The sequence below is a fragment of the Sphingomonas sp. ID1715 genome, assembly GCF_013044515.1.
GTDB lineage: Bacteria > Pseudomonadota > Alphaproteobacteria > Sphingomonadales > Sphingomonadaceae > Sphingomonas_B.
On the sequence record NZ_JABEPR010000001.1, the window covers coordinates 365,523 to 391,442 of the forward strand.

Sequence of the window (25,920 nt, forward strand, 5' to 3'; positions counted from 1 at the left end):
CGGACTATTTCTTACGTGCCCGGCTGAACGAGCGGTCGCTCGCCAGGAAGCCGCTAAGCATGAATGGAATGAGGTCCGGTACGGACTCGCGTCGGCCGTAGGCCGCCTCATAGGCCTCGGCGTAGTCGTTCAGCGCTTCGATGAGATCCGGCATGACGTTGATCGTGATCTTAACCGGCGTCCGATCGGGCAGCCTTGGCAGCTTCAAATCAGCCATGACGGCCTCCCCAGGGTCCGGGCAATATGATGTCTTTGTGCACGACCACCCGTAGCGGCCAGCCGGGGCGAACGCGCAAGGTCGGCTGGATATTGAGATTGCGCGTGACGAGCTGATCGCTGGCGCGCGCGCCGCTCTGCTGCGCTGACTCGCGGATCGCCCGGACAAGGTCGCTTTCGGTGCTGCCGAAGCTCAATTCAGTGCCGACGCCCAGCAATGTCGACAGGGCGACGCCCTTCAGAAGCTGCCAAGTATGCCGGTCGATCCGGTCGGACAGACCCGCATAGCCCTGCGTATCGGTCGCCGGCACATTGTCGATACGAATCGACGAGCCGTCGGGCAGGATGATCCGCTGCCAGACGACCAGCGCACGGCTCTGCCCAAACGCTACAACGCTGTCGTAGCTGCCGATCAGCCGCGATCCTTGCGGAATGAGCAGACCGCGCCCGGTCACACTGTCATAGACGTTCTCCGTGATCTGCGCGGTGACGAGCCCGGGAAGATCCGAGTTGAGCCCGGTTATGAGGCTCGCGGCAATGATGCTGCCGGCCTGCAAGATCCAAGGCGATACGGACTGCGCCAGCGCGTGCGGATTGATGTCGTCGTCGCGATTGGCGCGGCCGACCAATTCGTTCTTGCGCCCCTGGGCGTTAGGATCTCGGTCAGGGTCGAGGAGCGGCTTGGCAGTCTCGGCCGATGCTGGCGGAACACTTGCATCGGTAGTCACCGGTGCAGGGGCGGCGGCGCGACCGCCGCCCGCCAATTGCAGCATGACGCCAGACTCGCGTGCGGCCTTCTGCTCAGCGGCGATGCGCTGGCGCTCGGCTTCGGCTTCCTGCGCGGCCCGGCTCACCGCATCGGCAGCGGGGTCAGGGGGAACCATCCCGCCAAGCTGCCGCTGGCGCTCGAGGATCGGCCGCCCGAGATCACCGGGAAGCGGTGGCCCGAGCTTCGGCACGTCGCCATAGCTCGTCGGCGCGCCCGCGAGCGCATCAGGCGGCGCCTTCGCGCCAACCAGCTTTTCATCGCTTGGTGCGATCAGGCTCAGGGTCGCGGGCTTGAGCGCCAGCCAGGCGACGCCGATGATCGCGGTCGAGCCGGCGGCAGCGATGGCGACGATCGCACCGCGGCGAAAACGGGTGACGCGGCCCGGCGCCGCGCGCAGAACGAGCGTTTCGGGGTCGGCTTTGGGCGCCGCGATCGGCGCGGAAGAAGCGGTTGGATCGGTCACGCGCCCCTCCCGGCCTTGCGCTGCCGGCTCTTCGGCTGGGCGGCGGTGATACGGACAATCTGCTGTTTCTTGCCGCCAAGGCGCAGCTCGGCGACACCGAACAGGCGGTCGACCACATAATAGCGGCCGGCGACGCGATAGTTGACGAGCTGGGCCTCGCCATCCTCGCCAATCACGAACAGCGGGGGCGCCTCACCCACGGCGATCGCGGGCGAGAACTCGATGTAGGTCTGCCGCCCATCGTCGAACGCGCGCAGCGGCCGCCAGGCCGGCTTGTCGCCCGAGATCGCATAGTTGAAGTTGAGGCTTTCGACCGAGAGGCCCGACGCGATCGGCGTCGCCGCCACGGCTGCATCCCGCTGACGCCGGAGCGCGATCAGCTCGTCATGTGGATAGGTCCAGGAGATCGCCGCCATCGCGGTCGCGGGCGTGCTTTCGAGCTGGAGATGGTAGGTCCGGCGATCGGTAGCAATGACAAGGTTTGTGCGTAGGCCCGCCGAAAACGGCTTGACGAGGATGTGCACGCGCTTGCTTTTGCCGATGCCGCTGGTGGTATCGCCGACAGTCCAGCGCACGGTGTCGCCGGCGGCGACGGACACAATCGTTTCGCCCGGCTGCAAGGCAATGTCGGTGATGCGCTCGGGCGCGGCATAGAGCCGGTAGAGCACGCCTTCCGCCCAGGGATAGACCTGGACGGCATATATATATCCCGCGCTCGACGGCTCGCGCAGTGCCGCCCGGTTGGCGGCAGTGACGCGCGCGGTCGGTGACGCGGGTTCGCGGCTCTGCGCAGCGGCGGGCATGGCAAGCGCCATCGCGCTCGCCGCCAGGATGAGGGCACGGATCATTGGTCGGTCCTTTCGGGGGATGGTGCGGCTGCGGGTTGAGCAAGGGTCGGATCGAGCGGCGAGCCCAGCGGAATGTCGGCGGGCGGCGCGACCGGGAGTGATTGTGCGGGATCGGGCACGGCCGATGGTTGCGGCGAAGGTGGCCGGTCCTGCGGCGTTTCCAGTTCGCGGCTCCAGTCGATCGCGTCAACATAGAGACCGAGCGGGTTTTTTCGGAGCACATCGGCCGAGCGCGGCGGCTTGATCTTCACCGTGAGCATCGCCGTCCAGCGTGACGTGCTGGCGAGGCTTCCCCGCTCATATTGCTGCTCGGTCCATTTGACCTGGAAGCTCGTATCTGACGCGCGGACGATGCTCGTCACCTGCACCGAAACCGTCTTGCGCCCGACATCGGCGAACGGATTGGAGGTGCGGGCATATTCGCCGAGGAACAGTGACGCACGTTCGGTCGCGAAATCATAGGCTGATAGCCAGTTTTCACGCATCAATACCGGATCGAGCGAGCGCGCTCGAACGCCGGTGATGAACCGGCCGAGGAACCATGCGATCTGCGGATCGGTCGGCCGATAGTCCTTGGCGGCAGGCGCGACGGCCTGTGCTTGCCCGAGTGCATCGACCTCGACCACATAGGGCACGACGCGGCTTTGCATCGATTGCCAGACCAGCGCGCCCGACAGACCAGTGGTCAGGAACAGGCCGCCGAAGGCCATCAGCCGCCAGTTCTTCGCCTGTGCGCGAGCCGAGCCGATACGCTCATCCCAAAGCTGGCCCGCTCGTTGGTAGGGTGTCTCGGGTTCGGGCGTTCGCCCATAGCGCTGCAATGCGCGTCGAAATTTCATCGCTCAGTCCCTTTCCTTGATGTCTGGAGTGGCGCCAGCGCCGCCGCGGTCGCCGCCCTGGATTGCGTGGATCGCCATCTGACGGCGGTGGCGAGCATTCTGGCTGGCATGAAGCTTCTGCGCCCAGGCGGGTGTTCCTTCAGCTGCGCCTGTCGGCGCGGCTGCGGGGGCGCCGCCGCCGGCACGGGTGCTTCCTGCTTCCCATGCGGCGCGCTGCCCACGATCGGCGGCAGCGCTAACGCCGAGACCGCCGCTCATCCGGTTGGCAGCCGCGCCGCGCATGGCGGTCGCAACGCCGCCGAGGCCCGCGCCGACGCTGGTCGAGCCCGAGGTTTCCTGCCCGAGCTTGTAGGCGGTGGATGCGGCAGACCCCATCGATGTACCGGCGCGGATCGCGCCGAGACCGGCCCCCGCGAGACCGCGTGCCGCGCCGACGGCGCCAGCGCCTGCCATCGCAAGACCTCCGCCGGCAAGCGCGGTAGTGGCGATCACCGATCCGGCGCCGAGCTGCGGCGCGCCGGCGACGAGGCCGGATGCGATTCCCGGGCCGAAGATGGAGAGGCCAAAGATCGCGAGGCTCGCGAGCATCAGCGACACGGCCTGTTCGATCGACACCTCGTCGCCGGTGATCGCACTGGTGAAGTCGGCGAAATAGTTAGAGCCGATGCCGACGATGACCGCGAGCACCATGACCTTGATGCCCGAACTGACGACGTTCCCGAGCACCCGTTCGGCGAGGAACGACGTGCGGTTCCACAGCGCAAAGGGCACGAGCACGAAGCCGGCGAGCGAAGTGAGCTTGAATTCGAGGATTGTGATGAAAAGCTGGATCGCGAGGATGAAAAAGGCGGCGATGACGACGACCCAGGCGATCACCAGCACGGCGATCTCGATGAAATTGTCGAAGAAGGCGATCGGGCCAACCAACTCCTTCGCCTGCTCGAGGAGCGGCCATGCTGCCTCGAAGCCGGTCCCGGCCAGCTTGCCGGGTCGCAATAAATCGTCAGCCGTAATCGCGCTGCCCCCTGCGGTGAGGCCGAGGCCGGCGAAGCTGCGAAAGATGATATCGGACAGTGTCGAGAAGCTGTTGAGGATCAGGGCGAAGACGCCGACATAGAGGATCTTCTTGAGGAACTTGGCGATGACGTCGTCTTCGCCGCCGAGCGCCCAGAACAGCCCGGCGAGAGTGATGTCGATGCCGATCAGGATCGTGGTCAGGAAACCGACGTCACCGCCCAACAGGCCGAACCCGCTGTCGATGTAGGAGGCGAAGGCCTCCATGAACTGATCGATGACATTCAGGTCATCCATATGGGCGGGTTCCTGCTTGAAGTTGAAAGGTGTCGCGGGGACCGGCGGCCATGAGAGGGGCAAGCCCTACGGCCCCCGCGACGAGACAGGTTCGGACCGGGGGGAGCTGGGGGCGCGGTCCTCGCCTGCCTCAGCTCATTGGCGTGGCGTGTAAGCCTTGCCGTCGCCGAGGAAGCGGCGCGTTGACTCGCGTGCCTCGCGCGCGATCTGGCCCCGCTGCGCCTGCTCGACCGATTCCGCCCGGAACTGCGCCGCCATCATTTGCTGAAGCTGGAGCTGCTGCTTGGCGGTGAGCGCGAGAAGCTGGTTCGTGGCCTGCTGCGCCTGAAGCGAGCCTTCCGCGCCCTGGCTGCGCGCGACGATGTCGGCGAGCGCCTGCGTGTCGCTCCGTACGTTGTCGACGATGCGGTTCTGGACCCCCATCGTCTGGCGAAACGCGGACATTGCGGTATCGAGTTGATCGCGTGCGCGAGCCACACGCTGATCGCGGCGGAACACCTGATCGAACTCCTGCGGGTAGAGCTGGCGGAAGCGCTCGTCGAGCTGATCGATGCGGAAGTCGACGCCCTGCGCCTGGCCCATGAGCTGGTCGATCTGCTGGAGGCGCTGGCGAAGCTCCTGAAGTTGCGGGAAATCGATCCTGGTGAGGTTTTTGCCCTGGTTGATCAGCATTTGCGCTTCGTTCTGGAGGCTCTGGATCTGGTTATTGATCTGGGCGAGCGTGCGCGCGGCGGTGAGCAGGTTTTGCGAATAGTTCGATGGATCGAACACGCTGAGCTGGGCCGCGACGGGCGTCGAGGTCAACGCGATGCCGATACCGAGCGAGCCGACGGCGCCGAGCGCGAGAGCAGAGAGGCACGCATATTTGCGGATAGGGATACGGGGCACGGGAAATTACTCCTTGTCTTCTGGGGGGCGGGCGGCAGGGTGACGCCCAAGCAGGTCGGCCGCCCAATCGAGGCCGGCTTGGGAGAGAAAGGTCGCGGCGAAGTCGGCCTGGCCCTTTTCGGCCAGCACCGCGTCTATGCGCTTCTGGCTGTCGGGATCGGACGCGCCGCACAACGCCAGCGCGATCGGGCCTAGCCCAAGCTCGAACAGCCGGTTGCCGCGCGCTGATTGCAGATAATATTGCCGCTTGGGCGTCGCGCGGCTGACCAGTTCGATCTGGCGCGCGTTGAGACCGAAGCGGACGTAGGCCGTCTGGCCCTGCGGCTCGATCGCCCGATCATTGGGCAGCAAGATGCGCTGCGGACAGCTTTCGATGATGGCCGGCGCGATCGTGCTGTCGGCGATATCGGCTAGGCTCTGTGTCGCGAACACGACGCTGACGTTCTTCTTGCGCAGCACCTTCAGCCACTCACGAATGCGCGCGGCGAACAGCGGGTGGTCGAGGAACACCCAGGCTTCATCCAGTACGAGAAGCGTCGGCCGCCCGGTGAAGCGCTCTTCGAGCCGGTGGAACAGGTAGGTCAGCACGGGCGCAACGACGCCCGCCTGCCCCATCAGCGCTTCAGTCTCGAAGCACTGCACGTCGGCGATCGCTAGATCGTCTTCGGCGGCGTCGAGCAGGCGGCCGAACGGTCCTTCGAGCGTATAGGGCGTGAGCGCCGATCGCAGCGGTGCCGATTGCAGCAGCAGCGACAGGCCGGTGAGCGTGCGTTCCTCGATCGGGGCAGTCGCGAGATTGGTGAGCGCCGACCAGACGGCCTCCTTGATCTCGGGTGTGACCAGTACTTTCTCATGGGCGAGCAGCGCGCCGATCCATTCGGCCGCCCAGGCTCGTTCGTTGGAGCGATCGATGTGGCGCAGCGGCTGGAAGGCGATCGTTCGCCCGCCCTCGTCATCGGCATGACCGCTCTCGCCGCCAAGCCCGAGCGCGTGATGCGCGCCGCCCATCGCCAGCACGGCCGCGCGCGCCGAAAATCCCTTGTCGAAGACATAGACCTGGGAGTCTGGATATCGCCGGAACTGAAGCGCGAGCATTGCGAGCAGCACCGACTTTCCGGCCCCGGTGGGTCCGACGATCAGCATATGACCGACGTCGCCGACATGCGTGCTGAGACGGAACGGCGTCGAGCCGCTGGTTTCCGCATAAAGCAGCGGCGGACCGTCGAGATGCGGATTACGCGCCGGTCCTGCCCATACCGAGGACAGCGGCATGAGATGCGCGAGATTCAGGGTGTGGACGATCGGTTGCCGGACGTTCGCATAGACATGGCCCGGCAGGCTCGACAGCCACGCCTCGACCACATTCATGCCCTCGCGGATGCAGGTGAAGCCGAGCCCGTTGACGATGCGCTCGACCGCGCGGACCTTTTCCTCGACGCGGGCGCGGTCGATATCGGCAACGGTGATCGTCGTCGTCAGATAGCCGAACGCGACATGATCGCCGCCGAGCGCCTGCAAGGCCAGGTCGGCATCGACCACCTTGTTGTCGGCATCGCTGTCGAGAAGCTGGACCGGCTGGTTGTAGATGACTTCGCGCAGCAGCGCGGTGATCGACTTGCGCTTGTTGAACCACTGCCGCCGCAGGCGAGTGAGCGCTTTGGTTGCGTCGGTCTTGTCGAGCGCAATGAAGCGCGTCACCCAGCGATAGCCAAAATCCTCATGGTTGAGTCCGTCGAGGATGCCGGGACGGCTCGCGTTCGGAAATCCGAGAATGGTCAGCGTCCGCAGATGCTGGTCGCCCAGCATCGGCTCCAGCCCGCCGGTCAGCGGCGTGTCGGCCAGCAGCCCGTCCAGATAGATGGGCGTTTCGGGCACGGCGACGACATGGCGGCGCGCGGAGATCGCACCGTGGAGAAAGGTCAGCATTTCGCTGTCGCCGAGCGCGCGCACCTCGGGCATGAAGCCTCTGAACAGGTCAAGCGCGCGATCCGTCTCGGCGATGAAGCCGGCAAGCGCTTGTCGCCAGTCGCGGCCCTTCGCGTCGTCGCTGCGCTCGACCAGCGCTCGGCCCGCCGTGTCCGCCTGATCGGGCGGAGGCAGGAAGGTGAGCGTCAGATAATAGCGGCTCTCGAAATGCGCGCCCGCGCTTTCGAACGCCGCGCGCCGTTCCTCATCGACCAGCCACGACGCCGCATCGGGAAAGCTGCTGTCGGGATAACCCAGCGCTTCGCGCCGCTCGGCCTCGAAATGGAGTGCCCAGCCCGAGCCGAAGCGCTTCAGGACATTGTTCGCCCGCGCGCAGGCGGCGACAAGCTCGGCTTCGGTGGCGGATTCTAGATCGGGGCCGCGGAACCTGAGGACGCGCGAAAAGCTGCCGTCCTTGTTGAGCACCACGCCGGGCGCGACAAGCGCCGCCCATGGAAGGTGATCGGCGAGCCGGGCGGCCTTCTGACGGTATTCGCGCAGATTCAGCATGACAGATGCCCCTTCTGGCGAAGGTGGCGAACCAGGACCGGGGCGAAGTCGGGATCGCGTTTGGCGGCGAACACCGCGAGGGTGTGCCCGAACGCCCACATGGCCAGCCCGGCGATCCACTGCTGGAGACCGAGCCCGAGCGCGGCCGCGATCGTACCATTGACGATCGCGATCGCCCTCGGCGCCCCGCCGAGCAGGATCGGCTCGGCGAGCGCGCGGTGCATCGGCGCCTCGAAACCCTCGATATGACTGCCGGAGGCGATCACGAGATGAGCGCTCCACCGCCGAAGCTGAAGAAGCTGAGGAAGAAGCTCGACGCCGCGAACGCAATCGACAGGCCGAAGATGATCTGGATGAGGCGGCGGAACCCGCCTGCTGTCTCGCCGAACGCCAGCGTCAAACCGGTGACGATGATGATGATCACCGCGACGATCTTGGCGACCGGACCCTGGACCGACTCCAGCACCTGCTGGAGCGGTTCCTCCCACGGCATGCCCGAGCCGGCGGCCTGCGCGGTGGCGGCGAGCGCAAGCCCGAGGCCGATGGCGGCTCCGGTGAGGAAGATGCTCCGACGATCAGGAATACGGGCAGGAATACGGGACAAGCGCATGGTCATTCTCCTTGGGGTTCGAGGGCGTGGTCGGGAGTAAGGTCGAGGACGGCGTAGCCGCCGTCGGGATCGAGGCCGGCGACGCGCGCGATCGTGTCGACGCGGCGCGCGAGGCCGCGCCCGGCGATGAACACGATCATGTCGATGGATTCGGCGATCAGCCGGCGCGGAACGGTGACGACGCTTTCCTGCACGAGCTGCTCGAGCCGGTAGAGGGCCGACACTGCCGAATTGGCGTGGACGGTTGCGATGCCGCCCGGATGCCCGGTGTTCCAGGCTTTGAGCATGTCGAGCGCTTCGCGCCCGCGCACCTCGCCAACGACGATGCGATCGGGGCGGAGCCGCAATGTCGAGCGGACAAGATCAGCCATCGTGACGCCGCCGGCTCCGGCAGTGCCGATCGTACGCGTGCGCAGCCCCACCACGTCGGGCGCGGCGCATTGCAACTCACGCGTGTCTTCAATGATGATGACGCGTTCATCGAGGTGCGCCATCTCGGCGAGCAGCGCGTTGGCAAGCGTCGTCTTGCCCGAACTGGTGCCGCCCGCGACCAGGATGTTCTTGCGCTCGACCACGGCCATCGACAGCAGTCGCGCCGTGTCGGCGAGCATGATGCCGTCCCGCACATAGTCGAGCAAAGTGTAGATGCGCGCCGCGGGCTTGCGGATCGAGAAGCATGGCGCGAGGCTGACCGGCGGCAGGATACCCTCGAACCGCTCGCCCGCGCCTTCGCCGTGCGGCGGCAGCTCGGCCGAAACGATCGGCGCATTGCCATGAACCTCGGTGCGCGCGTGGGATGCTACCAGACGAATGATCCGCTCGACTTGCGCGGGCTCATATTTGGTGCCGGTATCGATCCGGCCTTCGCCAAGTCGATCGAGGCGCAACACGCCGTCCGGGTTGACCATGATCTCGATGACCATCGGATCGGCCAGCGCCGCCGCGATAGTCGTCCCCATCGCGGTGCGCAGCATCGCGCGCCGACGCCCTGCGGAATTATCGGAGCCGAAAAGCGTGTCGCTCATCGCCCACCTCCATTGTCTTTCGCGGAGGCAGCAAGCGTGCGCTGGCCGCTGGCGAGCGCTTCGCCGACGCGGGCAATGAACGCCTCGAAGCGGTCTCGGCCGATCGCACGCGCCGCTTCGTCGGCTTCGGCCAAAGGGGCCTGCACCATCAGTTCATAGCGGATGAACAGCGCCAGGCTCTCGAGCAGCACATGCCCGTCACGCTCGACACGCCCCAGCGCGAGCGACATGCGATCGAGCCGCTGGCTGAACTTGTTCTCCAGCCCGCTCGCCGCCTGCCGGTTGAGCCAGGCGGTGAGCGCGTCGGTGAGGATCGCCGATTTGGACGCGCCGGGCTGGCTCGCCAGCGCCTCGAAGCGGTGGCTCAGATCTTCGGGCAGGAAGAGCTGGTAGCGGACGCGGTTGGGTTTGATCGCCGCCATCGTCAGAAGCTCGGCAGTGTGTCGCTGTCGCGACCCTGGTTGATGGTATGGGCGCGGATCAGCGTGCCGGTGGTGCCGGCGCGGTCCATCGCGTGCTTTTCGGCGACGGGATCGGTGTCGTCGCGGTCGAGGCCGAGAAGATCGAGCTGCCTGGGCGGTTCGGGCTTTTTGGTCTGTTCCTCGCCGAGTCCGGGATGGCGCTGCTGTTGCAAGCCGCCGTCCTCATCGGCTTTCGCGTCGTCGTCGGCCTTGCCAAGCCGGCTGTCAGGCGCGCGGACCAGCCCGCTCCAATCGTCGGGGCGGCCCTGCGGGCGATCGGGATAGTCTCCGGGCGCGAGCTGGGGCGGCGGCGCGATCCGCTCGCGGAAATTGCGATCCTCGTAATAGCGCAGCTTCTTCGCGCGGATCGGCGCCATGCCGGAAACGAGCACCAGTTCGTCCTTGGGCGGGAGCTGCATCACCTCGCCGGTGGTCAGGAGCGGCCGCGCCGTCTCCTGCCGGCTGACCATGACATGGGCCAACCACAGCGCGAGCCTGTGGCCGGCGTAGTTGCGCATCGCGCGCTGCTCGGTGGCGATGCCGAGCGCGTCCGAGATCCGCCGCGCCGTGCGTTCGTCATTGGTCGCGAAGGCAATACGGACATGGCAGTTATCGAGAATGGAGTTGTGCTCGCCATATGCCTTCTCGATTTGATTGAGCGACTGCGCGATCAGGAAGGCGCGAACCCCATAGCCTGCAAGAAACGCAAGGCTGGTCTCGAAGAAGTCGAGGCGCCCCAATGCCGGAAACTCGTCCAGCATCATCAGGAGCTTGTGCTTGCCCGCCTTGGCAGGATCGGCATCCAGCTTCTCGGTAAGGCGGCGACCAATCTGGTTGAGCACCAAGCGTACCAGCGGCTTGGTTCGGCTGATGTCCGATGGCGGAATGACGAGGTAGAGCGAGACGGGGTGGCCCGCCTCGACGAGATCCGCGATCCGCCAGTCGCAGCGCGACGTGACCTCGGCGACGGTCGGGTCGCGATAGAGGCCGAGAAATGACATGGCGGTGGAGAGGACGCCGCTGCGCTCGTTCTCGGACTTGTTGAGCACCTCGCGCGCCGCCGACGCCACGACCGGATGCACGATCGGCGCATCCTTCGTGCCGAGATGATTGGTGGTCATCATCCGCCGGAGCGTGGTGACGAACGGCTGCTGGGGGTCCGACAGGAATGTGGCTACCCGCGCGAGCGTCTTTTCCGGCTCGGCATAAAGAACGTGGAGGATCGCGCCGACCAGCAGGCTGTGGCTGGTTTTCTCCCAATGGTTGCGCCGTTCGAGCGCGCCTTCGGGATCGACCAGGATGTCGGCGATGTTCTGGACGTCGCGGACCTCATGCTCGCCGCGCCGGACTTCGAGCAGCGGGTTGTATTTGGCGGAAGCGGGATCGGTCGGGTTGAACAGCAGGACGTGGGAGAAGCGCGCGCGCCAACCGGCGGTGAGCTGCCAGTTTTCACCCTTGATGTCGTGAACGACGGTGCTGCCGGTCCAGCCGAGCAACGTCGGTATGACCAGCCCGACGCCCTTGCCCGAACGGGTCGGCGCGAACGCCATGATATGTTCGGGGCCGTTATGGCGCAGATAACGGCCACGCGAGCGGCCCAGGAACACGCCGGCGTCACCATGAAGGCCTGCCCGCTCGATCTCGTTCGGCTTGGCCCAGCGCGCGGAACCATAAGTGGTGACCTGGCGCGACTGCCGCGCGCGCCAGAGCGAGCCTGCGATCGCCGCGCCGCAGCCGATGAAACCGCTCGCGCCGGCGAGCGCGCCGGCCTTGTCGAAAACATGCGGCGCATAGGCATCGTAGTGATACCACCAGGGGAAGAGCGCCCAGGGACGATAGACCGGCGTGCTTCCAGCCATGAACCAGGCCGGACCAAGTTCGGGCTGGTAGGCGAGCATCGCCGCCGCCCATTGGGTCGCCGCCCAGAGGCCCGCGATCACGATTGCGAACACGACAAGGATCTGGCCGATGAGCAATTTGGTCGGGGTCACGTTGAAGCTCCCGCCCATACCGCCGGATGCGGTCGGGGCGCGGCTTCAAGACTCGGCTATGGGCCGCCCGAAATGAACGGAGCCGCTGGGGGCTGGTGGGTGACCGAAGGAGATCACTCGTCGGCGACTGACTCAATATTCCAGCTCTGTTCTTTTGATCGAGCTATGACCCGAGTTGATGATTCTGCCCTGCCGTTGTCCCTCGAGGTGGCACTGACCACCACACCGCACCGCCGATGACCCGCTACACCCTGCAAAAATCCGAGCTGCAAATTCGGGCTTGCGTGTCGGATTATCAGACATTATATCGCATTTAATGTAGTGAAATCGTGCGAGGCATGCATGGCGACAATCGCTCCTCCGAAGCCCGCGGCAACCGCGTTTCCCAAAGCCGACGCCATTAGGGCGTTGGTCGACGAACTGCTGCAAGTGGCCAGGGCTGAGGCACAGGTGCGCGGAATTGCCCTACCTCCGGAAAACCCGAAGATCATCCAGGCGCCCGTGCCACTCGACTCCTTGTCCGTGGTCGACACGCTTTGCGCGGTGGAGCAGGTCCTCGACATCGAGCTTCGCGACAGCATCGTCCGCACCGGCGGCTACAATTCGATCGAGAAGGCGATTGACGACCTCCTCCCTAAGATCGAACGCGTCTGGGTTAAGAAGAAAGGGTCGAAGCCATGACCAATCTCGCACTCCGCCAGGAAGGCGACGAGCAGGAGCGGCGGCGCTTGGGCGACCGTCTGCGCGAAGCACGGAAATATCTCGGCCTCAAGCAGGAAGAAGTTGCTGCCTATCTCAAGATTCCCCGGACCGCGCTTACCGATATCGAGAATGGCCAGCGCCGCGTTGAAGCGATCGAACTGACGCGGCTTGCCCGTCTTTACCGCCAGTCGGTGGCCTATTTTACCGGCGAAGACGAGGCCTCCGCGAGCCTTCCCGCCGATGTCGCCCATCTGGCGCGACGCGTTGCGGCCTTGTCGACTGAGGACCGGGCCGAGCTGAGCCGGTTTGCCGAATATCTCCGCTCGCGGTCTGGCGGCGAACGGAGCTGATCGATGGCGTCGGATTATGCGAGCGCGGTTCGCGCTGGTACGATGGCAGCGGGCCGCCTGCATCGCGAACTCGATACGCGCGCACTGATCGAGACCCAAGGCGGCAGCGTCGATGTCTTCGGCGCGATCCATGCCGTGGGTCTACCCTTGCTGCTTCGTCCCCTGAAAGGCCTGCTCGGCGCCTATCTCAGCGCACCTGCTCCTGGCGTTCTCGTCACGACGGAACGACCGATGAGCATCCAGCGCTTCACGGCCGCGCACGAACTCGGGCATTTTTCGATGCGACACGAGCCGAGCCTCGACGATGAGAGCATCCTGCGCCGGATGCCGATGTCGCCCGAACCGGGAAACAACTTCGAGGAAACCGAAGCCGACGCCTTTGCGATCGCCTTCATGATGCCGAAATGGCTGATGCTCGCGCACAGCGCGCGACAAGGATGGCAGATCGATCATTTCCGGCGCCCCAATGTCGTCTATCAGCTCTCGCTGCGGATCGGCGCCAGCTATGAGGCGACGTGCCGCACCCTGGTTCGCTACAATCTGATTTCGCCATCGGTGATGACCGACCTGCTCCGGACGCAGCCGCGCAGCCTGAAGGTCGATCTCCTCAAGGACTATCGGCCCGACAACTATCGCGGCGACGTCTGGCTGCTGACCGAGCGCGATGCCGGCTCGCGGATCGATGGCAGTCGCAATGATCTTTTCGTGCTGCGGCTCGAAGAACATAGCGGCGGTGGGTATCTCTGGGATCTCGACCAACTGATCGCCAGCGGCTTCGCCGTCGTTCGCGACGAGCGTGAGGCAATCGACGGCGATGGCATCGGTGGTCCCGTTGTCCGCCGTGTCACCGCGGCGCCCGATGCGCCGCGGCGCGGCCGCATGTCGCTCGACGAGCGGCGGCCGTGGCAGCCTGCGCCGGCCCTCACCAGCCTGACGCTCGATTTCGACCTCACCGGCCCGGAACAGACGGGCCTGTCGCGCGCCGAACGGCGGCACCTGCTCGAGGCCGCCTGACGCCCCATGATCGATATCGTCCGTGACCTTCGGCCGCTGTTCGGACCTGCGCGCGATCAAGGCGCGCGGCCGACATGCCTCGCATTCGCCGCGAGCGACACCCACGCCGGGCTTCGCGACGGCTGGGCACCGCTGTCGTGTGAATTCGCCTTTCATGCCGCGCAGAAACGGGCGGGCAGACCGCCGACGAGCGGCGCACTGCTATCCACAATGCTGGACGCGCTACGGCTCGATGGCCAACCCGACGAGAAAGGCTGGCCGTATCTGGCTGCGGTTCCAGCCGATCATCGACTGTGGACGCCGCCGGCGACCGTTGGCCCGCTCTATGGCCGCAACGGACAGAGGGATGGAACCGACCTGTCATCCATCCTTGCCGCGCTGGACCGTGACACGCCGGTGCTCATGCTGACGATGCTGTCACGGTCTTTCTTCCAGCCGCGCGGTGATGGCGTCGTCGATCCGGCGAACGACGAACTCCCCGAGCCAGCGCAACGGCACGCGGTCGTCGCGGTCGGGCATGGAACCGTGGACGGCATCCCGGCCATTCTCATCCGCAACAGCTGGGGACCAGGTTGGGGCTTGGAAGGCCACGCCTGGCTTACTGAGCGCTTTCTAGCGCCGCGCCTTTTCGCCACGGCAAATTTGACGGAGGAAGTCGATGTATCTTCCCATACCGCCGCAGCCTGACTGCGTTGCTGGCTGGCGCGAGGCGGTCCGGCTCGTCGACCTCGCCACCGGACACCAGGCGCAGAATGTCGTCATCTCCGTGGCCGAGCCGACTGCGCGCGCAACACTCGCCGATCCCGTCGTGGCGGAAGTCGATGCCTTCCTTTCGGGCCATGGCAAGAAGCCCATCGAGACGGTCGCCAACACGATTTTTCCGGCAGCGCTGTACAGGCGCTACGGCGCGCCGCAATTCTTCGACCGGTTTCGCGACAACGTGCTGCCGAAGGTCCGGAGGTCGGGCGCTTGGTCGGGCTATTATTTCGAACGGATGATGGAATTGCCCCGCGCCGACGGCCAGCCAATCAATCAAATCTGGGGCATCGTCGAGCGCCTGCGCAACCCGAACGTCCGAGCGCTCAACAAATTCGAACTGCTGATCTTCGACCCCGCCCGCGACGTGAATGACTCGCCCTACGGCGGTCAGTGCCTGAGCTTTGCCAGTCTCAAGCTGATCGGCAAGGGCGACGATCGTCGCCTCGGCATGACCGCGCTCTACCGCAATCACTACTATATCGAAAAACTGCTCGGCAATCTGATCGGCCTCGGCCGTCTGCTCGAATTCATCGCCAAGGAAGGCGGGGTCGCGCTGGGTCCGCTCACGATCGTCTCGACCAACGCCACGGTCGACACCGCCAACTGGAACCGCGGCGATCTTAAGCAACTCTTTGAGCGCTGCGATCAGGCGAGCGCACATCTCCTTGCTGCGGCGTGAGGCGCGCCCAACGGCAGTTCTAGCGGCTCATCGTTGTCATCCGCGACACCGTACAGGCTGAACATGCCCTCGATGAACTCGCGCTGCCCGCCGTAGCTCGGATGGCGGACCGCGGTGGTCGGAATGTCGAGACCGTCCAGCGCCAGGTGAGCATCGCGCCCGATCGCGACGATCTGGCGGGGCCGGATCATTGACACGAGGGCTTGCAATATCGGCCAGGTCGCCTCGCGCTCGCTTCGCGTGTGGCATCGGTTCGACATCGGATCATCCGCTTCATGGGGATGGAACGGGAAAACGTTCCAGAGCATGACAGGCTGACCGATCCGCTCTAGCACACGCCAGACGATCGCCGCGGTGCGCTCCGCCACGGCGGGTCCCTGCGTCGCACGTTCGAATGCGATGCCGCCCATCAGCGTACCGGCATGTCCGAGGTGAATTTCGTCGGTCAGCGGTACGCCCGTACGCCGCCCCCCGCGATAGCCGAGATCACGCGCGATCCAGATCGTTTCGACGCGATGATCAAGCGCCGCGGTGAGCAGCATTTCGAGATTGTCGCGGCGCCGGGCGGCGGCGTCGCTGCGGTCATGGACCGTGCAGCGATCGCGCCAGGGATTGAACACTGAGGGAAGTTCGGTCGCCGCCAGGGTGGACACAAAGGATTTCGGGGTCATGACGGCAATTCCTTGATACGCAGGCGGCGATTGGCGAAGTCGATCAGGACGCGGCCGCGCCGATGCTCCTGAAGGAAGCGGAAAGCCGTATAGCCCTGGAGGATCGCTTCCTCCCAAAGCCACAGCGGACAGCGTTCTGATTCGTAGCCGGCGACGAACTGGCGGACATGCTTCAGCATGTCCAGCGGAAGGCCACCGCGCTTCACGTTTTCAAAGTACCGGAGTTGCTGCGCTTGTCCGAAAATCCAGGAAGTTATGCCCTCTTCGATGAGAATCGCCCGAGCACCGTCTTCGGCGTCGTCGAGTTTCGGATCGCTCTTGCGCTTGAGACGGAGCAGCGCACGCAGCACTGGCGACCAGCCAAGCACCGCGACATAAGCGTAGTGAAAGACATCGTGGAAGCGATAGTCGTCGGGTTCGAGCGCGTTGTCGGTGAGCCGGTCGCCGACATACACACCGCTTGAGCGTTGATACACGAATGTCTGCCCGCGAACGGTGCGTTCATAGACGTCGATCGCCATCCGCCGCGGCAATTGCTCTTCTGGGTCGAGCGCCGCATCGGTCGGCGCCGGATAGATGCGCTCGCGCGGCCAGCGATCGAAGATCTTGTGAAGATTCTTCACGGCGGCAGCCTCGATGGTAACACCGGATTCGTTTGCCGCCTGGATCAACCGGCGCATGACCGCGACCAGCCGGCCCGCGAGTGCTTCGCGGTCCTTCGCAAGACCGCCCGCCTGGAAATCGTTGATGAGCAGCCCAACGTCGCCTGCCAGCGCGAGCAGGCTATGCTCGAACTGCGGCATCGGTGCCTTGGCAAGCGGAATGTGCTGCGGCTGCAGCGCATGGAAACTGAGCGTTTCGTTGCCGCCCGTCTGCCATTGTCCGCCGTTTGTCGCCGCGGCGGCAGCGATGTCGCTGAGCGCCATGCGGCTGCGCCGTGCGATCGCCGCCAGATACCAAAGGACGTCACCAAGCTCTTCCGCGACGGCGTGAGCGTAACCCAGGTAGGAGGCATCGTCGCGCTGCTTTTTCTTGGCCTCACTGAGCAAGCTGCCGACTTCGCCGAAAAGGCCAAGCATCGAGAAGCCCAGTGCGCGGCCACCGCTGCGTTGATCAGTCCGCGCGGCCTGCTTCGCATAATCCGCAACAGTGAGAGCTTCGAAATCCTCGCTCATCGCCTGCCCTTCCGGCGATCCGATATCGCGTCTGCGGGGACGCTCACGCCATAGGCTTCAAGTGCCCGCAGTACGATCATCCGGATCGGCTCGCGGGAATCGAGCGACCGTTGACCGAGATCGCGTTTCGTAACGGCAGGAATCTGCACCTGAAGATGCTCGTCGCCGACATCGGTTTGCGCTGCGATATTTTTCATGAATCCATGAAAACATAATTTCATGAAAATAGGAAGCCCGAATCCTCCGGATCAGGAGACGCTCGGCCCGCTGCGCTGCCGCCCGAGTGTCCAGTTGATCCCGCCGTCGCGCATGATGCCCGAGACCGATTTGCCGACATGGCGATCGAGAACAGAGCGCCACGGCACCAGCGTGAAATCGCGCGACCGTTCGATGAGCGCATGGCGACCACTCGTCATCTCGACTGCGCGCACGAGCCTGCCTTGAACAGCCTCCCCCTCTCTGGCCTCGGCGAACGGAACGCCTAACTTGTCGGAGAGCTGGCGGGCGACACGCAGCAATTCTCGCCGCTGGAGCGCGGCGAGCATCCCTCGCCGATAGACCGTCTGCCCATCCTGTTCGTCTGCAAGCTGTTCGGTGATCAGCCATTGCCGTCGCATCGCCTGCGCTGAACGAACCTCGCGGCCGAACCCGGCATCGCGCACCGGCGCTGGGCTGGCGGCAACCAGCTCACGATCGAGCCAGGTCGCGGCCTCGGCCGCTGGCAGATTGTCGAGCGGGACGGTCGACAGCGCCTCGATGGCGACGGGCCGGTCGTGGAGTTGGCGCGCCTCGAACCGAACCACCTTGTCAAGATGATCGGGCGTGACGATCCAGCTTCCATCGGGATCGCGTTCGACATTGCGGGCGATCTTCCGCATCGCCTCCAGCCGGCGGACATGGGTTTCGGCGAAGCCTTCACTGGCGCTCGGGTCCTGCTGCAAATGCGCGTCGATCGTGTAGCGTCCGTCGTTCGCGGCGGCGACTTCGACAATCGTGCGATCGACCGGGCGAACGCCGCCCTCACGCGGCACGATCCGGACGATGGCGTTTTCGGGGGTCGGATCGACCATCTCGCCCTCGCCGATCTCGGCATAGTGCGTGCGCCCGTCGATGCCGTCGATTAGCAGATAATGGCGGTCTTCATGCTCGTCCGCCAATCCCCGCATGATAACGCGGCCGATAATCGGCGCGGCTTCCTGCGCCGTCGGATCATAGATGACGCGATCGGCCGCGGCACAGTCGAGCTTCCGCGCGGTCAGCTCGCGCTGCATGGTACGGATGATATCGCCACGCTCCCCGATCCGGCGCAGTGTGTTCGCGAGGTCGGGCTCGAGCCGCCAGGTGTCGCTGCCGATATGCGAGGCGAGTCCCATGCGCCCAAGTTTCTGCAAGCGGCCGACGCGAACCGATTGGTGAAACGGGTCGCTGTCGCTCGCGCTGACCAGGCGCATACTATCCATGTCGCGGATCAGCCGTCGGTCGATCGCGGTCAGCCGCTCCACGCCAGTATCGCTGCGAAGCCGCTCCTCGATTTCAAGGTCGGTGCGCGGCCCGAGGTCGAGGTTGGCGATCTCGATCGCGCGTTGCCTGGCCCCGTGCGAAATATATTCGCGCGCGATCAGCAGATTTTCGCCCCGGTCATTCACGCCGCGCACAACGATATGCGTGTGCGGATGGCCGGTATTGAAATGGTCGACTGCCACCCAATCCAGCCTCGTGCCGAGATCCTGCTCCATCTGCGTCATCAGCCTGCGCACAAAGGGCTTCAAGTCCGGATATTGGTCGGCGTCCTCGGCCGACACGATGAATCGAAACTGGCGGCGGTCGCCGTCGCAGCGTTCGAGGAACACCTTGCCGTCGGCGACATCCTCGTCGGCCGAATAGAGCGCGCCGGGCTCGCCCTCGCGGGTCACGCCATCGCGCTGGATATAACGCAAGTGCGCCTTCGCGCCGCCCATACCTTTCCCGCCAAGTCCAACAGGCCGTATCTTGACGATCACGCGGCGCGACCGGAACGCGCCCAATCGGTCGCGCGATCTGAGCACCCGTGCAACGCTCGCGCCACGTCCGATCCGGCTGCCGTCGAAGCGGCCACGCCTGCCGGTTTTTAGCCCTGCGCGCTTTGCCGCTTTCACGACGCGGCTCAGGTAGCGCTGCTCCTTGCCCCGGCAGCGCATCCGGCCCAGGTGCGGTTCGAACTCATCATCGCGCATAGCGGCGTCCTTCCATACCGGAATGACGCTCCCCGCCGATAAGAATGGCGCGTCCTCGCCAGAGCGCAAGGAGTCTCGCGATTGGGATCGGAAAAGCCCAGAAAACCGCCATTCCTGGCAACCCTGTCTCGCACTCAAAGGGCGAGTCTCGCAAAAGCCTTCAAAAAACGATGTGCAGACAAACACTTACAAAATCGCGAGATTTTGCCTCTATCTTGCCGTCAAGCCCGACTGCCACCTGCCGCCCCAGACGCCCGCTTTGCCTTCCCGCCTTCCCGATTAGAAAAGGGGAGCGGCGCCATGCGGCACCACTCCCGCGAACCTGCCCCTTCAACAGCGCATCGCCTTATTGCCAGCCTGCCTGTTCGGCCTGACGCAGCGCCCGATTGCACCGCTTCAGCCTCTTCTCAGCGGCCCTTAATTCGGCTTCGATCTGCCGCCGTTCTGCCGCGTCATCGCACCATGAAAGCTCCGCGCGAAGCTCCTCGATCTGTTGTTCAACCGACATCTCATCCTCCTGATACAAGCGAAAGATGAGCCATCGCCCGGCGGGGAGCGGGTCGGGTCAACCACCGCGCAGCGGCCGCGAAGCGGGCGACGGGGGAGCCGATTTTCTCGTCGCCGGAGTGGAGCGAAGCGGAACGCAGGTGGCGTGAAAATTGGGGGAACCGTCGATGGTTGAGGCGGTCCGTTCGCCGCCGGATACTCGGTGCTTGCTGAGCGGATTTCTTCCTCTCTGCAGGCCCGCAAGCGCGTTCCGGTGCAGGAAAAGGCCCACGCCGAGCCCTCAAGGCATGAGGAAAGCCCCGCGCCGGGTGACCGGCGCGGGAGCGATCCGGCTCAGTCGCCGGGGTTCCAGATGACAGCGAACGCGTCGTCGTCGTCCTGCCCGGCGGCGCGGCCGAGATTGGCGTAGAGGGTGCGGCCGCCAAGTTCGGGGGCTGACATGGCGAGGCGGACATATTCGCGCTGGCTCACCTCGCCGGTGCGGATCCAGCCGCCGCCCAGTTCGACGCCGTTCGACAGCACGCGGTAGTCGGGCTGGTCCCCGGTCTTACCGCGATTGGGGATGATGGCGATCTCGGCATTGACCGAAAGCGTCTTCAAGGCGCCCCGGAACGAACCGTCGTTCTGGCGCTGGACATGACCGATTGCGGGCATTTCTCGTCTCCTTCACACAGTCGCCCGACCCGATGCCGGGCGATGGGCGGACCGAAGGGACGGCCCTTGAGCGCGCTGCGAACCGCAGGCCGAAGCGAAGCGGAGGACCGGAAGCGCGGGGCTGATTTGGAGCGAAGCGGCCGCGAGGAGCGCCGCCAAAGCGGCGCGGGGAAATCAGTTCCGCGCGATGGTTTCGCGGGGCGCGCGGCCGTCCCAGGTCATGCGCCCAAGGAGCCGGCGACGGGGTGGTGAGACACGAAAGGACGAGATGCGCGCGCGGACAGGAAGCCCAGTCCGGCGTCCTTCCGGGAAGCCATGATTGCTTTCGCGGCCACGAAGCGGCGGCTATAGCCTCACGGCGATGAACGAAGGAACGACGATTGCGGGGCAGATCGAACGGCTGATCGTGCGGCTGGACGGCGCGGCGGTGTGCGATGCCTGCGTGACTGACCGGCTCAACCTGTGGGTTACCGCACAGGCCAATGTCGTCACCCGCGCGCTCGGCGGCACGCGCGGATTCGAGCGGCAGAAGGACGAATGCACGCTATGCGGAAGCACCCGGACGGTGATCCGCCGCACCGCCCGGTAGGTCAGGCGGCGGGGGTTTTCGGCACGCGAGCGCGCGGTGCGGCGCGATTTGGGCTAGTTGCCGTCGCCCGCGAGCGCGCGCGCCAGCGGCTCGTTGGTCGCCTCGATCTCGATGCGGTCTGCGAAAATCGCGCACCAGCCGCTGCCGAATTCACCGATGCGGGGCTTGGAACAGGTCATCGCCCAATCAAAGCCTATCGGCCCCTTGGACAACGTTTCGGCGCAACATCGCTGGACGACCACGGCGATAGCATAGGCGTCGAAATCGTCCATGCTGGCGAAACACACGATCCGCACGGCTGGGTCGTCGGGGCAGGTTTCCGCGATGAAATCGGCTCCGATGGTGGGAAATTCGGGATCGTTGAACGCCTCGCGAAACCCGCTCCACGGCACGTTCGCATCGTCCGGCGGAAAGGCTGCGAGCAGCGCCGCGCTCGGCGGATCGGGCGCGTCGTCATTCGCCAGCGCGTAGCCAGCGTTTGCGACTTCCTCGATCAGCGCGCACTCGGCGGCGGTGCAGCGAAAGGCGAAGCTGCCCTGAATCCAGATGTCAGCCATTGCTCGCCTCCTCCCGTTCGGGCGTGATGACAAGCGGGGGCACCGCGAAGTCGGCCGCATCGAAATGCGCGATGATCGCCGCATAGCTGCCCAATCGCTCGGCGGTGCAGCGCCCCATGAGGATATAGTCGTCCTCGTCGGCAGCGTAGCTTTGCGGTTCGCCGCTGCCGGTGAACACGGTGCGTTCCGCACCCCACTGGCAGGCATAGGCGCCCGACCAGCGCGCGAAGAAAAGCCCATGCGCGATGCAGAAGGCTTCGAGTCCCTCGAACCGCCCCCAGGCGACCTCGTGCGCCATGAGCGCCAAGGGCTCGCCCTCGGGCAGATCGCCGAGCGCGAAGGGTTCGCCGTCCCATTCGGTGGACAGCCCTTCGTTCGCGATGGCCTCGGCGAAGGCGGGAAGCTGGCTGGCGGGGAGCGTCCCGCCGATGGTGATGGATGCCGAAACACGGTCGGCCATGACAAGTCTCCTGTCTGAAATCCGCGCTGCGAGGGCCGCTTGCGGCCGAGCGGCGCGGCGATTTTATGGGGGGCGGAACGGGCGGCGGGTGCGCCGCCGCCCGTCCAGTTTCATGCGGCTTCGCGCTCGGGCTGTTCCTGCGGCTCGGCCTTGGCAGGGGCCGGAAGCGCAATCACCGCGCCGGGGCCGGTCGGTTCCGGCTCGCGGTCGGGGCGCGCCGCGAGCACCTTGGCATGAGCCGCGACGGTGCCGACGCCGCCGCGCGCCGTATAGGCAGCGGGCGGGAACGCCATCCATTTCGGCACCCAACCCTCGACCTTGGGCCGTCCGTTCGTGCCGTCCAGATGGTCGCGGACGATGCGCTTCAAGACCTTGCCCGGTTCCTTCGCATTGGCGGCGGCGACAGGTTCGCCCGCCACCTCGGCGACGATGCGGGTCAGCACCTCCTTGTCGCGGACACACTCGAAAAAGGCGTCGTCGGCCTGCCAGTAGCGGGCCATATCGACGCCGATCTCGCCGCCCACCGCCTCGACGGCGGCGCTGCCGCTGGCGAGCGTTTCGCCCATGACGATCACCACCACGTCCATGACGGCGCGGTCGGGCACGTCGAGCAAGCGGAGGAACACGCCGACAAGTCCGAAGTCGTCGCCGTTGCCGCCGGCCACGGTCGGTTCCTCGGGCGAGAAGCCGAGAAGGTCCAATACGGCGCGGCGCTTCGTATCGAAGTCGGTTTCCGCGCGGCAGGTTTCGACGCTTTCGGCAACCAAATCGTTGCGCGCGGTCTGCGGCTCGGGCTTGATGGTCCAAAGCGGCGAACCGACGATGGCGTGCGCCACCATCAAGCGCAGCGCGACCTTGGGGTGACGGGTCAGCGCGGCGCGCACGGCCGCGTGGCGATGCAGGTCGATATAGGTCTGCATCGTGCTCGTCACCTCGGGGCGCGGCACCTTGGGAGCGGTGTCGATCGGCTCGCCGCGTTCGAGCCGCTTGGCCTCCTTCGACGTGACATAGCCCTCGTAAAAGTCCACCTCGCCGCTCGCGCGCACGTCGATATAGACGCGCGCCCCCTTGCGCTTGGGAGCCTTCACAAACTCGTAGCGATGGAAGTATTCGCCGCGCGGGACGATCACGACATCGCTCCATCCCTCGTCGAGATAGGCTTCGCGGCGATCCTCGATGGCCGCGTCCTGCTCGCGCCAGAAGGCGTCGGCGTCGGCGAAAAAGCGATCCTCGCCGAACAGGTCGGCGATGATCGCGAGCTTGAGCCTCTCGACGTCGAACAGGGCATGTTCGACCTTGATCGACGCGCCGCCGAACAGCCAGTCCTTCAACTGATGGCCGGTCGGGCAATAGGCGTCGGGGTCGCTGAACAGCGCCAGCCATGCCTTTTGCTGGCTCGTGCTCGCCAAGGTCAGGTGCCGGACGGTCGCCGCGTTGATCTCTTCCTTGCGGTAGAGGTCGCGGATGCGCGGCAAGAGATTGCCGAGCGCGAGGATGCGTTTGACGCCAAGCTCGGGGATGCCGAACGTCGCGGAAATATCCGCTTCGTCGCGGCCTTCCTTGACCAGCCGGGTGAAGGTTTCCCAGCGTGTCACCTCGTCGGGCGCGAGCCGCGCGATATTCTCGATCAGCGACGCCTCGATGGCGGCGGCATCGTCGCCGTTCTCGAGAATGGCGCACGGCAAGGGGTCGGCGCTGCCGGTTTCGCCCGCGACGATCTGCGCGGCGGTGAAGCGCCGCGCGCCCGCGACGATCTCGAACGCATCGGGACCGCAATTCGGTCGCACGATCAGCGGCACGAGAACGCCGCGCGCGCGGACGGTCGGAAGGATGTCGGACACGTCCGGCGCCTTCTTCGCGTAGCGCATATTGGCCTTGCTGACGGACAGCTTGCCAAGGTCGATAAAGTCGAGTTTCATTGGTCTGCTCCTTCTGGAGCGCCGGTCCCGTTTGTCTTGCTGGATGGGCGGGACCGGCACTCGATGCGGCGAAACGCGCCGCGCGTCACCCGCCTCGGGGCGGAAGCTCCTTGCCGTTGCGGCTGTCGGCCGCGCGGCGAAGTTCGGTTTCAGCGAAGATGATCGCGCCCGCCCGCCGCGCGGTCTCGGCCCATGTCGAGAGCGGGGCGAACGGTTCGAAATGCTCGTCGCGCTCGATGAACAGGCCGAAGGGCAAGCGGACGCTCGCCATTTCGGACAGGCTGAATGTGCCGAGTTCGGGAAAGCCGAACCCCAAGTCGGCAAGGCCGAACAGCGTGTCGTCATCATCGTAAAGCTCGGTCGCGAGCCATGTTGCCGCGCCCAAGGGATTGAAGAATTTGACCAGCGGAACGGGATCGGGTTCTGGCGCGCCATCGCGCGCGGCGGCGCAGCGGGCCAAGTCGTTCGCGCGCAGCGCGAAGCGCAGTTCGGGGGTCAGCAGGATCATGCCGCCGCCCTCCGCTCGTCGCTTTCGCTGGCCTCGGTATGGCGCGCCATTATCCAGTCGGCGGCCTTGCTCGCCGCGCTCGCGGCGCAGAAGATGGCGCGATTGTCCTCGCGCAAGACCTCCAGCCATGATGCCAGATAATCGGCATGGCGCACGGTCGGTTCGATGCCAAGCGCGGCGCAGAGGAAGGCGCTACCCATTTCGGCGACCAGTTCCTCGCGGGCGTAGTCCTTGCTGCCGAACGGGTTGAGAATCTTGCGGTCGAGGCGCGAGGCGTGGCCGGTCGAATGGGTCAGTTCGTGCAGCGCGGTGCGATAATAGTTGATCTGCTCGAAGAACGCGGGTTGCGGCGGAACCTGCACATAATCATGCGCGGGTACATAGAAGGCACGGTTGCCGCCGATGCGGAAATCGACGCCCGATGCGGCAATAACCGCTTCGGCGACGGGCACGATCTGGCGTTCGGGGAGCGGCGCGGGGCCGGCGGCAAGGCCGGGGCGCAAGCCTTCGCATTGCGCGACGTTGAACACGGTGAAGCGTTTGAGGAAGGGCACGGCGCGGGCCTCGTCGCCGGTCAGGCGTGCGCGTTCCTTCTCGGCCTCGGGGGTGAAGCGGTCGGCATAGACAACGGTGGTCCCGCGCTCGCCCTTGCGGACGTTGCCGCCTGCTTCAAGGGCTTGGCGGAAGGTCAGCCACGATTGCGAAGGATAACCGCACTCGATAACCGCGCCCCAGAGAATGAGCACGTTGACGCCGCTGTAATTGCGGCTGGTGAGCGCATTGCGCGGAAGGCCGGGGGCGGCGGAGAAGCCTTGACCATTGGGGCGGCCCCAAGGCTGGACCCAAGGAACGCGGCCCGCCTCAAGTTCGGCAACGATCCGGTTCGTCACCTCGTCGTAAAGATTGGCGCGCTCTGCCGGGGGCTGGCTCCTGCCAGCTTCTCCGCGCGCGCGATGCTTGCCGCTCTGGCGCATGGCTATCCTCCTGCACCGCCCCAAAAACCCCAGGGCCTCCCCCGGAGCGGGGGTGGGCGGCGAACTGCGACCTGCCGGGCGCGGCCAGAAGGCGGTCCGCACCCGCAGGGCCGCAATGCAATGGAGGAGCCGAGCCCGAGCGCAGTCGAGGGCCGGCTTGCGGGACGCCGGGCCGGGCCCAGAAGGGAGCGCCGTCCACCCGTGCGACGAGGGGAAGGCCCAACGAAAAACGCCGCCGCGCCGGTCAGGCGCGGCGACGACAGGCCGGAGCAAGGCTCCGGCATCCCGCCAGT

The 25,920-nt window shown here is 65.7% G+C and carries 29 protein-coding genes; 6 read left to right on the top strand and 23 right to left on the bottom strand.

Annotated features, from left to right (window positions below):
* Positions 1-4: 4 nt before the first annotated feature.
* The 12 genes from HJG53_RS01770 to HJG53_RS01825 all read right to left on the bottom strand — a co-directional run bounded on the left by HJG53_RS01770 (position 5) and on the right by HJG53_RS01825 (position 11,896).
* A complete protein-coding gene (locus HJG53_RS01770) occupies positions 5-217 on the bottom strand; it encodes a DUF2274 domain-containing protein (protein WP_058454876.1) in 213 nt (70 codons plus the stop codon).
* Positions 210-1,448: a TrbI/VirB10 family protein gene (locus tag HJG53_RS01775; protein WP_058454877.1), complete on the bottom strand. Its 1,239-nt coding sequence runs from the start codon at positions 1,446-1,448 to the stop codon at positions 210-212. Before HJG53_RS01775 ends, HJG53_RS01770 begins: the two co-directional genes overlap by 8 nt.
* Positions 1,445-2,296 (bottom strand): P-type conjugative transfer protein TrbG, encoded by an 852-nt coding sequence (trbG, locus tag HJG53_RS01780; RefSeq protein WP_171127516.1) that lies wholly within the window; start codon positions 2,294-2,296, stop codon positions 1,445-1,447. Before trbG ends, HJG53_RS01775 begins: the two co-directional genes overlap by 4 nt.
* The gene (gene trbF / locus HJG53_RS01785) at positions 2,293-3,135 is read right to left on the bottom strand and encodes a conjugal transfer protein TrbF (RefSeq protein WP_058454879.1); all 843 of its coding nucleotides are present in this window, start codon (positions 3,133-3,135) and stop codon (positions 2,293-2,295) included. Before trbF ends, trbG begins: the two co-directional genes overlap by 4 nt.
* A gap of 3 nt (positions 3,136-3,138) precedes the next feature.
* Positions 3,139-4,446, bottom strand: a complete 1,308-nt coding sequence (gene trbL, locus HJG53_RS01790) for a P-type conjugative transfer protein TrbL (protein ID WP_058454880.1) — start codon at positions 4,444-4,446, stop codon at positions 3,139-3,141.
* Between the two features lie 135 nt (positions 4,447-4,581).
* Positions 4,582-5,334 carry a P-type conjugative transfer protein TrbJ gene (gene trbJ / locus HJG53_RS01795; RefSeq protein ID WP_058454881.1) on the bottom strand — a complete coding sequence of 251 codons (753 nt, stop codon included), beginning with the start codon at positions 5,332-5,334 and terminating at the stop codon, positions 4,582-4,584.
* Between the two features lie 6 nt (positions 5,335-5,340).
* Complete coding sequence (gene trbE, locus HJG53_RS01800) at positions 5,341-7,809, bottom strand: conjugal transfer protein TrbE (protein WP_058454882.1); 2,469 nt, start codon at positions 7,807-7,809, stop codon at positions 5,341-5,343.
* The gene (locus HJG53_RS01805) at positions 7,803-8,033 is read right to left on the bottom strand and encodes a VirB3 family type IV secretion system protein (protein WP_051035683.1); all 231 of its coding nucleotides are present in this window, start codon (positions 8,031-8,033) and stop codon (positions 7,803-7,805) included. Before HJG53_RS01805 ends, trbE begins: the two co-directional genes overlap by 7 nt.
* A gap of 38 nt (positions 8,034-8,071) precedes the next feature.
* Positions 8,072-8,425 (bottom strand): TrbC/VirB2 family protein, encoded by a 354-nt coding sequence (locus HJG53_RS01810; RefSeq protein WP_017499935.1) that lies wholly within the window; start codon positions 8,423-8,425, stop codon positions 8,072-8,074.
* Positions 8,422-9,444, bottom strand: a complete 1,023-nt coding sequence (gene trbB / locus HJG53_RS01815) for a P-type conjugative transfer ATPase TrbB (protein ID WP_058454883.1) — start codon at positions 9,442-9,444, stop codon at positions 8,422-8,424. Before trbB ends, HJG53_RS01810 begins: the two co-directional genes overlap by 4 nt.
* Positions 9,441-9,866, bottom strand: coding sequence for a hypothetical protein (locus tag HJG53_RS01820; RefSeq protein ID WP_058454884.1), 426 nt, complete (start codon positions 9,864-9,866; stop codon positions 9,441-9,443). The genes trbB and HJG53_RS01820 overlap by 4 nt, the downstream gene beginning before the upstream one ends.
* Before the next feature lie 2 nt (positions 9,867-9,868).
* Complete coding sequence (locus HJG53_RS01825) at positions 9,869-11,896, bottom strand: conjugal transfer protein TraG (protein ID WP_058454967.1); 2,028 nt, start codon at positions 11,894-11,896, stop codon at positions 9,869-9,871.
* Between the two features lie 342 nt (positions 11,897-12,238).
* On the opposite strand from HJG53_RS01825, the gene HJG53_RS01830 reads away from it, so the two are divergent.
* The 5 genes from HJG53_RS01830 to HJG53_RS01850 are packed head-to-tail and all read left to right on the top strand — an operon-like array spanning position 12,239 to position 15,400.
* Entirely contained in the window at positions 12,239-12,577 is a 339-nt protein-coding gene (locus HJG53_RS01830; protein ID WP_058454885.1) for a hypothetical protein, read from the top strand.
* Positions 12,574-12,948, top strand: a complete 375-nt coding sequence (locus HJG53_RS01835; RefSeq protein WP_017499940.1) for a helix-turn-helix domain-containing protein — start codon at positions 12,574-12,576, stop codon at positions 12,946-12,948. Before HJG53_RS01830 ends, HJG53_RS01835 begins: the two co-directional genes overlap by 4 nt.
* A gap of 3 nt (positions 12,949-12,951) precedes the next feature.
* On the top strand, positions 12,952-13,962 hold the full coding sequence (locus HJG53_RS01840; protein WP_082657683.1) for an ImmA/IrrE family metallo-endopeptidase: 1,011 nt from the start codon (positions 12,952-12,954) through the stop codon (positions 13,960-13,962).
* Positions 13,963-13,968: 6 nt separating this feature from the next.
* Positions 13,969-14,649, top strand: coding sequence for a C1 family peptidase (locus tag HJG53_RS01845; RefSeq protein ID WP_058454886.1), 681 nt, complete (start codon positions 13,969-13,971; stop codon positions 14,647-14,649).
* Positions 14,621-15,400 (top strand): hypothetical protein, encoded by a 780-nt coding sequence (locus HJG53_RS01850; RefSeq protein WP_058454887.1) that lies wholly within the window; start codon positions 14,621-14,623, stop codon positions 15,398-15,400. Before HJG53_RS01845 ends, HJG53_RS01850 begins: the two co-directional genes overlap by 29 nt.
* Here HJG53_RS01850 and HJG53_RS01855 read toward each other — a convergent pair.
* The 6 genes from HJG53_RS01855 to HJG53_RS01880 form a co-directional block, all read right to left on the bottom strand.
* Entirely contained in the window at positions 15,367-16,071 is a 705-nt protein-coding gene (locus HJG53_RS01855) for a uracil-DNA glycosylase (protein WP_017499944.1), read from the bottom strand. The two genes, HJG53_RS01850 and HJG53_RS01855, sit on opposite strands and share 34 nt — an antisense overlap.
* Positions 16,068-17,246, bottom strand: coding sequence for a nucleoside triphosphate pyrophosphohydrolase family protein (locus HJG53_RS01860; RefSeq protein ID WP_017499945.1), 1,179 nt, complete (start codon positions 17,244-17,246; stop codon positions 16,068-16,070). Before HJG53_RS01860 ends, HJG53_RS01855 begins: the two co-directional genes overlap by 4 nt.
* Positions 17,243-17,467 carry a hypothetical protein gene (locus tag HJG53_RS01865; protein WP_231726911.1) on the bottom strand — a complete coding sequence of 75 codons (225 nt, stop codon included), beginning with the start codon at positions 17,465-17,467 and terminating at the stop codon, positions 17,243-17,245. The genes HJG53_RS01860 and HJG53_RS01865 overlap by 4 nt, the downstream gene beginning before the upstream one ends.
* 27 nt (positions 17,468-17,494) lie before the next feature.
* Positions 17,495-19,459: a relaxase/mobilization nuclease RlxS gene (gene rlxS / locus HJG53_RS01870; RefSeq protein ID WP_058454888.1), complete on the bottom strand. Its 1,965-nt coding sequence runs from the start codon at positions 19,457-19,459 to the stop codon at positions 17,495-17,497.
* 346 nt (positions 19,460-19,805) lie between these two features.
* Positions 19,806-19,967, bottom strand: coding sequence for a hypothetical protein (locus HJG53_RS01875; protein ID WP_167541760.1), 162 nt, complete (start codon positions 19,965-19,967; stop codon positions 19,806-19,808).
* A gap of 332 nt (positions 19,968-20,299) precedes the next feature.
* A complete protein-coding gene (locus HJG53_RS01880) occupies positions 20,300-20,620 on the bottom strand; it encodes a DUF736 family protein (RefSeq protein ID WP_058454889.1) in 321 nt (106 codons plus the stop codon).
* A gap of 361 nt (positions 20,621-20,981) precedes the next feature.
* Here HJG53_RS01880 and HJG53_RS01885 point away from each other — a divergent pair, with 361 nt between their 5' ends.
* Positions 20,982-21,209, top strand: a complete 228-nt coding sequence (locus HJG53_RS01885; RefSeq protein ID WP_058454890.1) for a hypothetical protein — start codon at positions 20,982-20,984, stop codon at positions 21,207-21,209.
* 53 nt (positions 21,210-21,262) lie between these two features.
* Here HJG53_RS01885 and HJG53_RS01890 read toward each other — a convergent pair whose 3' ends face one another.
* The 5 genes from HJG53_RS01890 to HJG53_RS01910 all read right to left on the bottom strand — a co-directional run bounded on the left by HJG53_RS01890 (position 21,263) and on the right by HJG53_RS01910 (position 25,627).
* Positions 21,263-21,766: a hypothetical protein gene (locus HJG53_RS01890; protein WP_058454891.1), complete on the bottom strand. Its 504-nt coding sequence runs from the start codon at positions 21,764-21,766 to the stop codon at positions 21,263-21,265.
* The gene (locus HJG53_RS01895) at positions 21,759-22,226 is read right to left on the bottom strand and encodes a hypothetical protein (RefSeq protein WP_017499952.1); all 468 of its coding nucleotides are present in this window, start codon (positions 22,224-22,226) and stop codon (positions 21,759-21,761) included. The genes HJG53_RS01890 and HJG53_RS01895 overlap by 8 nt, the downstream gene beginning before the upstream one ends.
* Positions 22,227-22,336: 110 nt before the next feature.
* A complete protein-coding gene (locus HJG53_RS01900; RefSeq protein WP_058454892.1) occupies positions 22,337-24,145 on the bottom strand; it encodes a ParB N-terminal domain-containing protein in 1,809 nt (602 codons plus the stop codon).
* A gap of 85 nt (positions 24,146-24,230) precedes the next feature.
* Entirely contained in the window at positions 24,231-24,653 is a 423-nt protein-coding gene (locus HJG53_RS01905) for a DUF2958 domain-containing protein (RefSeq protein ID WP_058454893.1), read from the bottom strand.
* Positions 24,650-25,627, bottom strand: coding sequence for an ArdC family protein (locus tag HJG53_RS01910; RefSeq protein ID WP_058454894.1), 978 nt, complete (start codon positions 25,625-25,627; stop codon positions 24,650-24,652). Before HJG53_RS01910 ends, HJG53_RS01905 begins: the two co-directional genes overlap by 4 nt.
* Positions 25,628-25,920 lie beyond the last annotated feature (293 nt).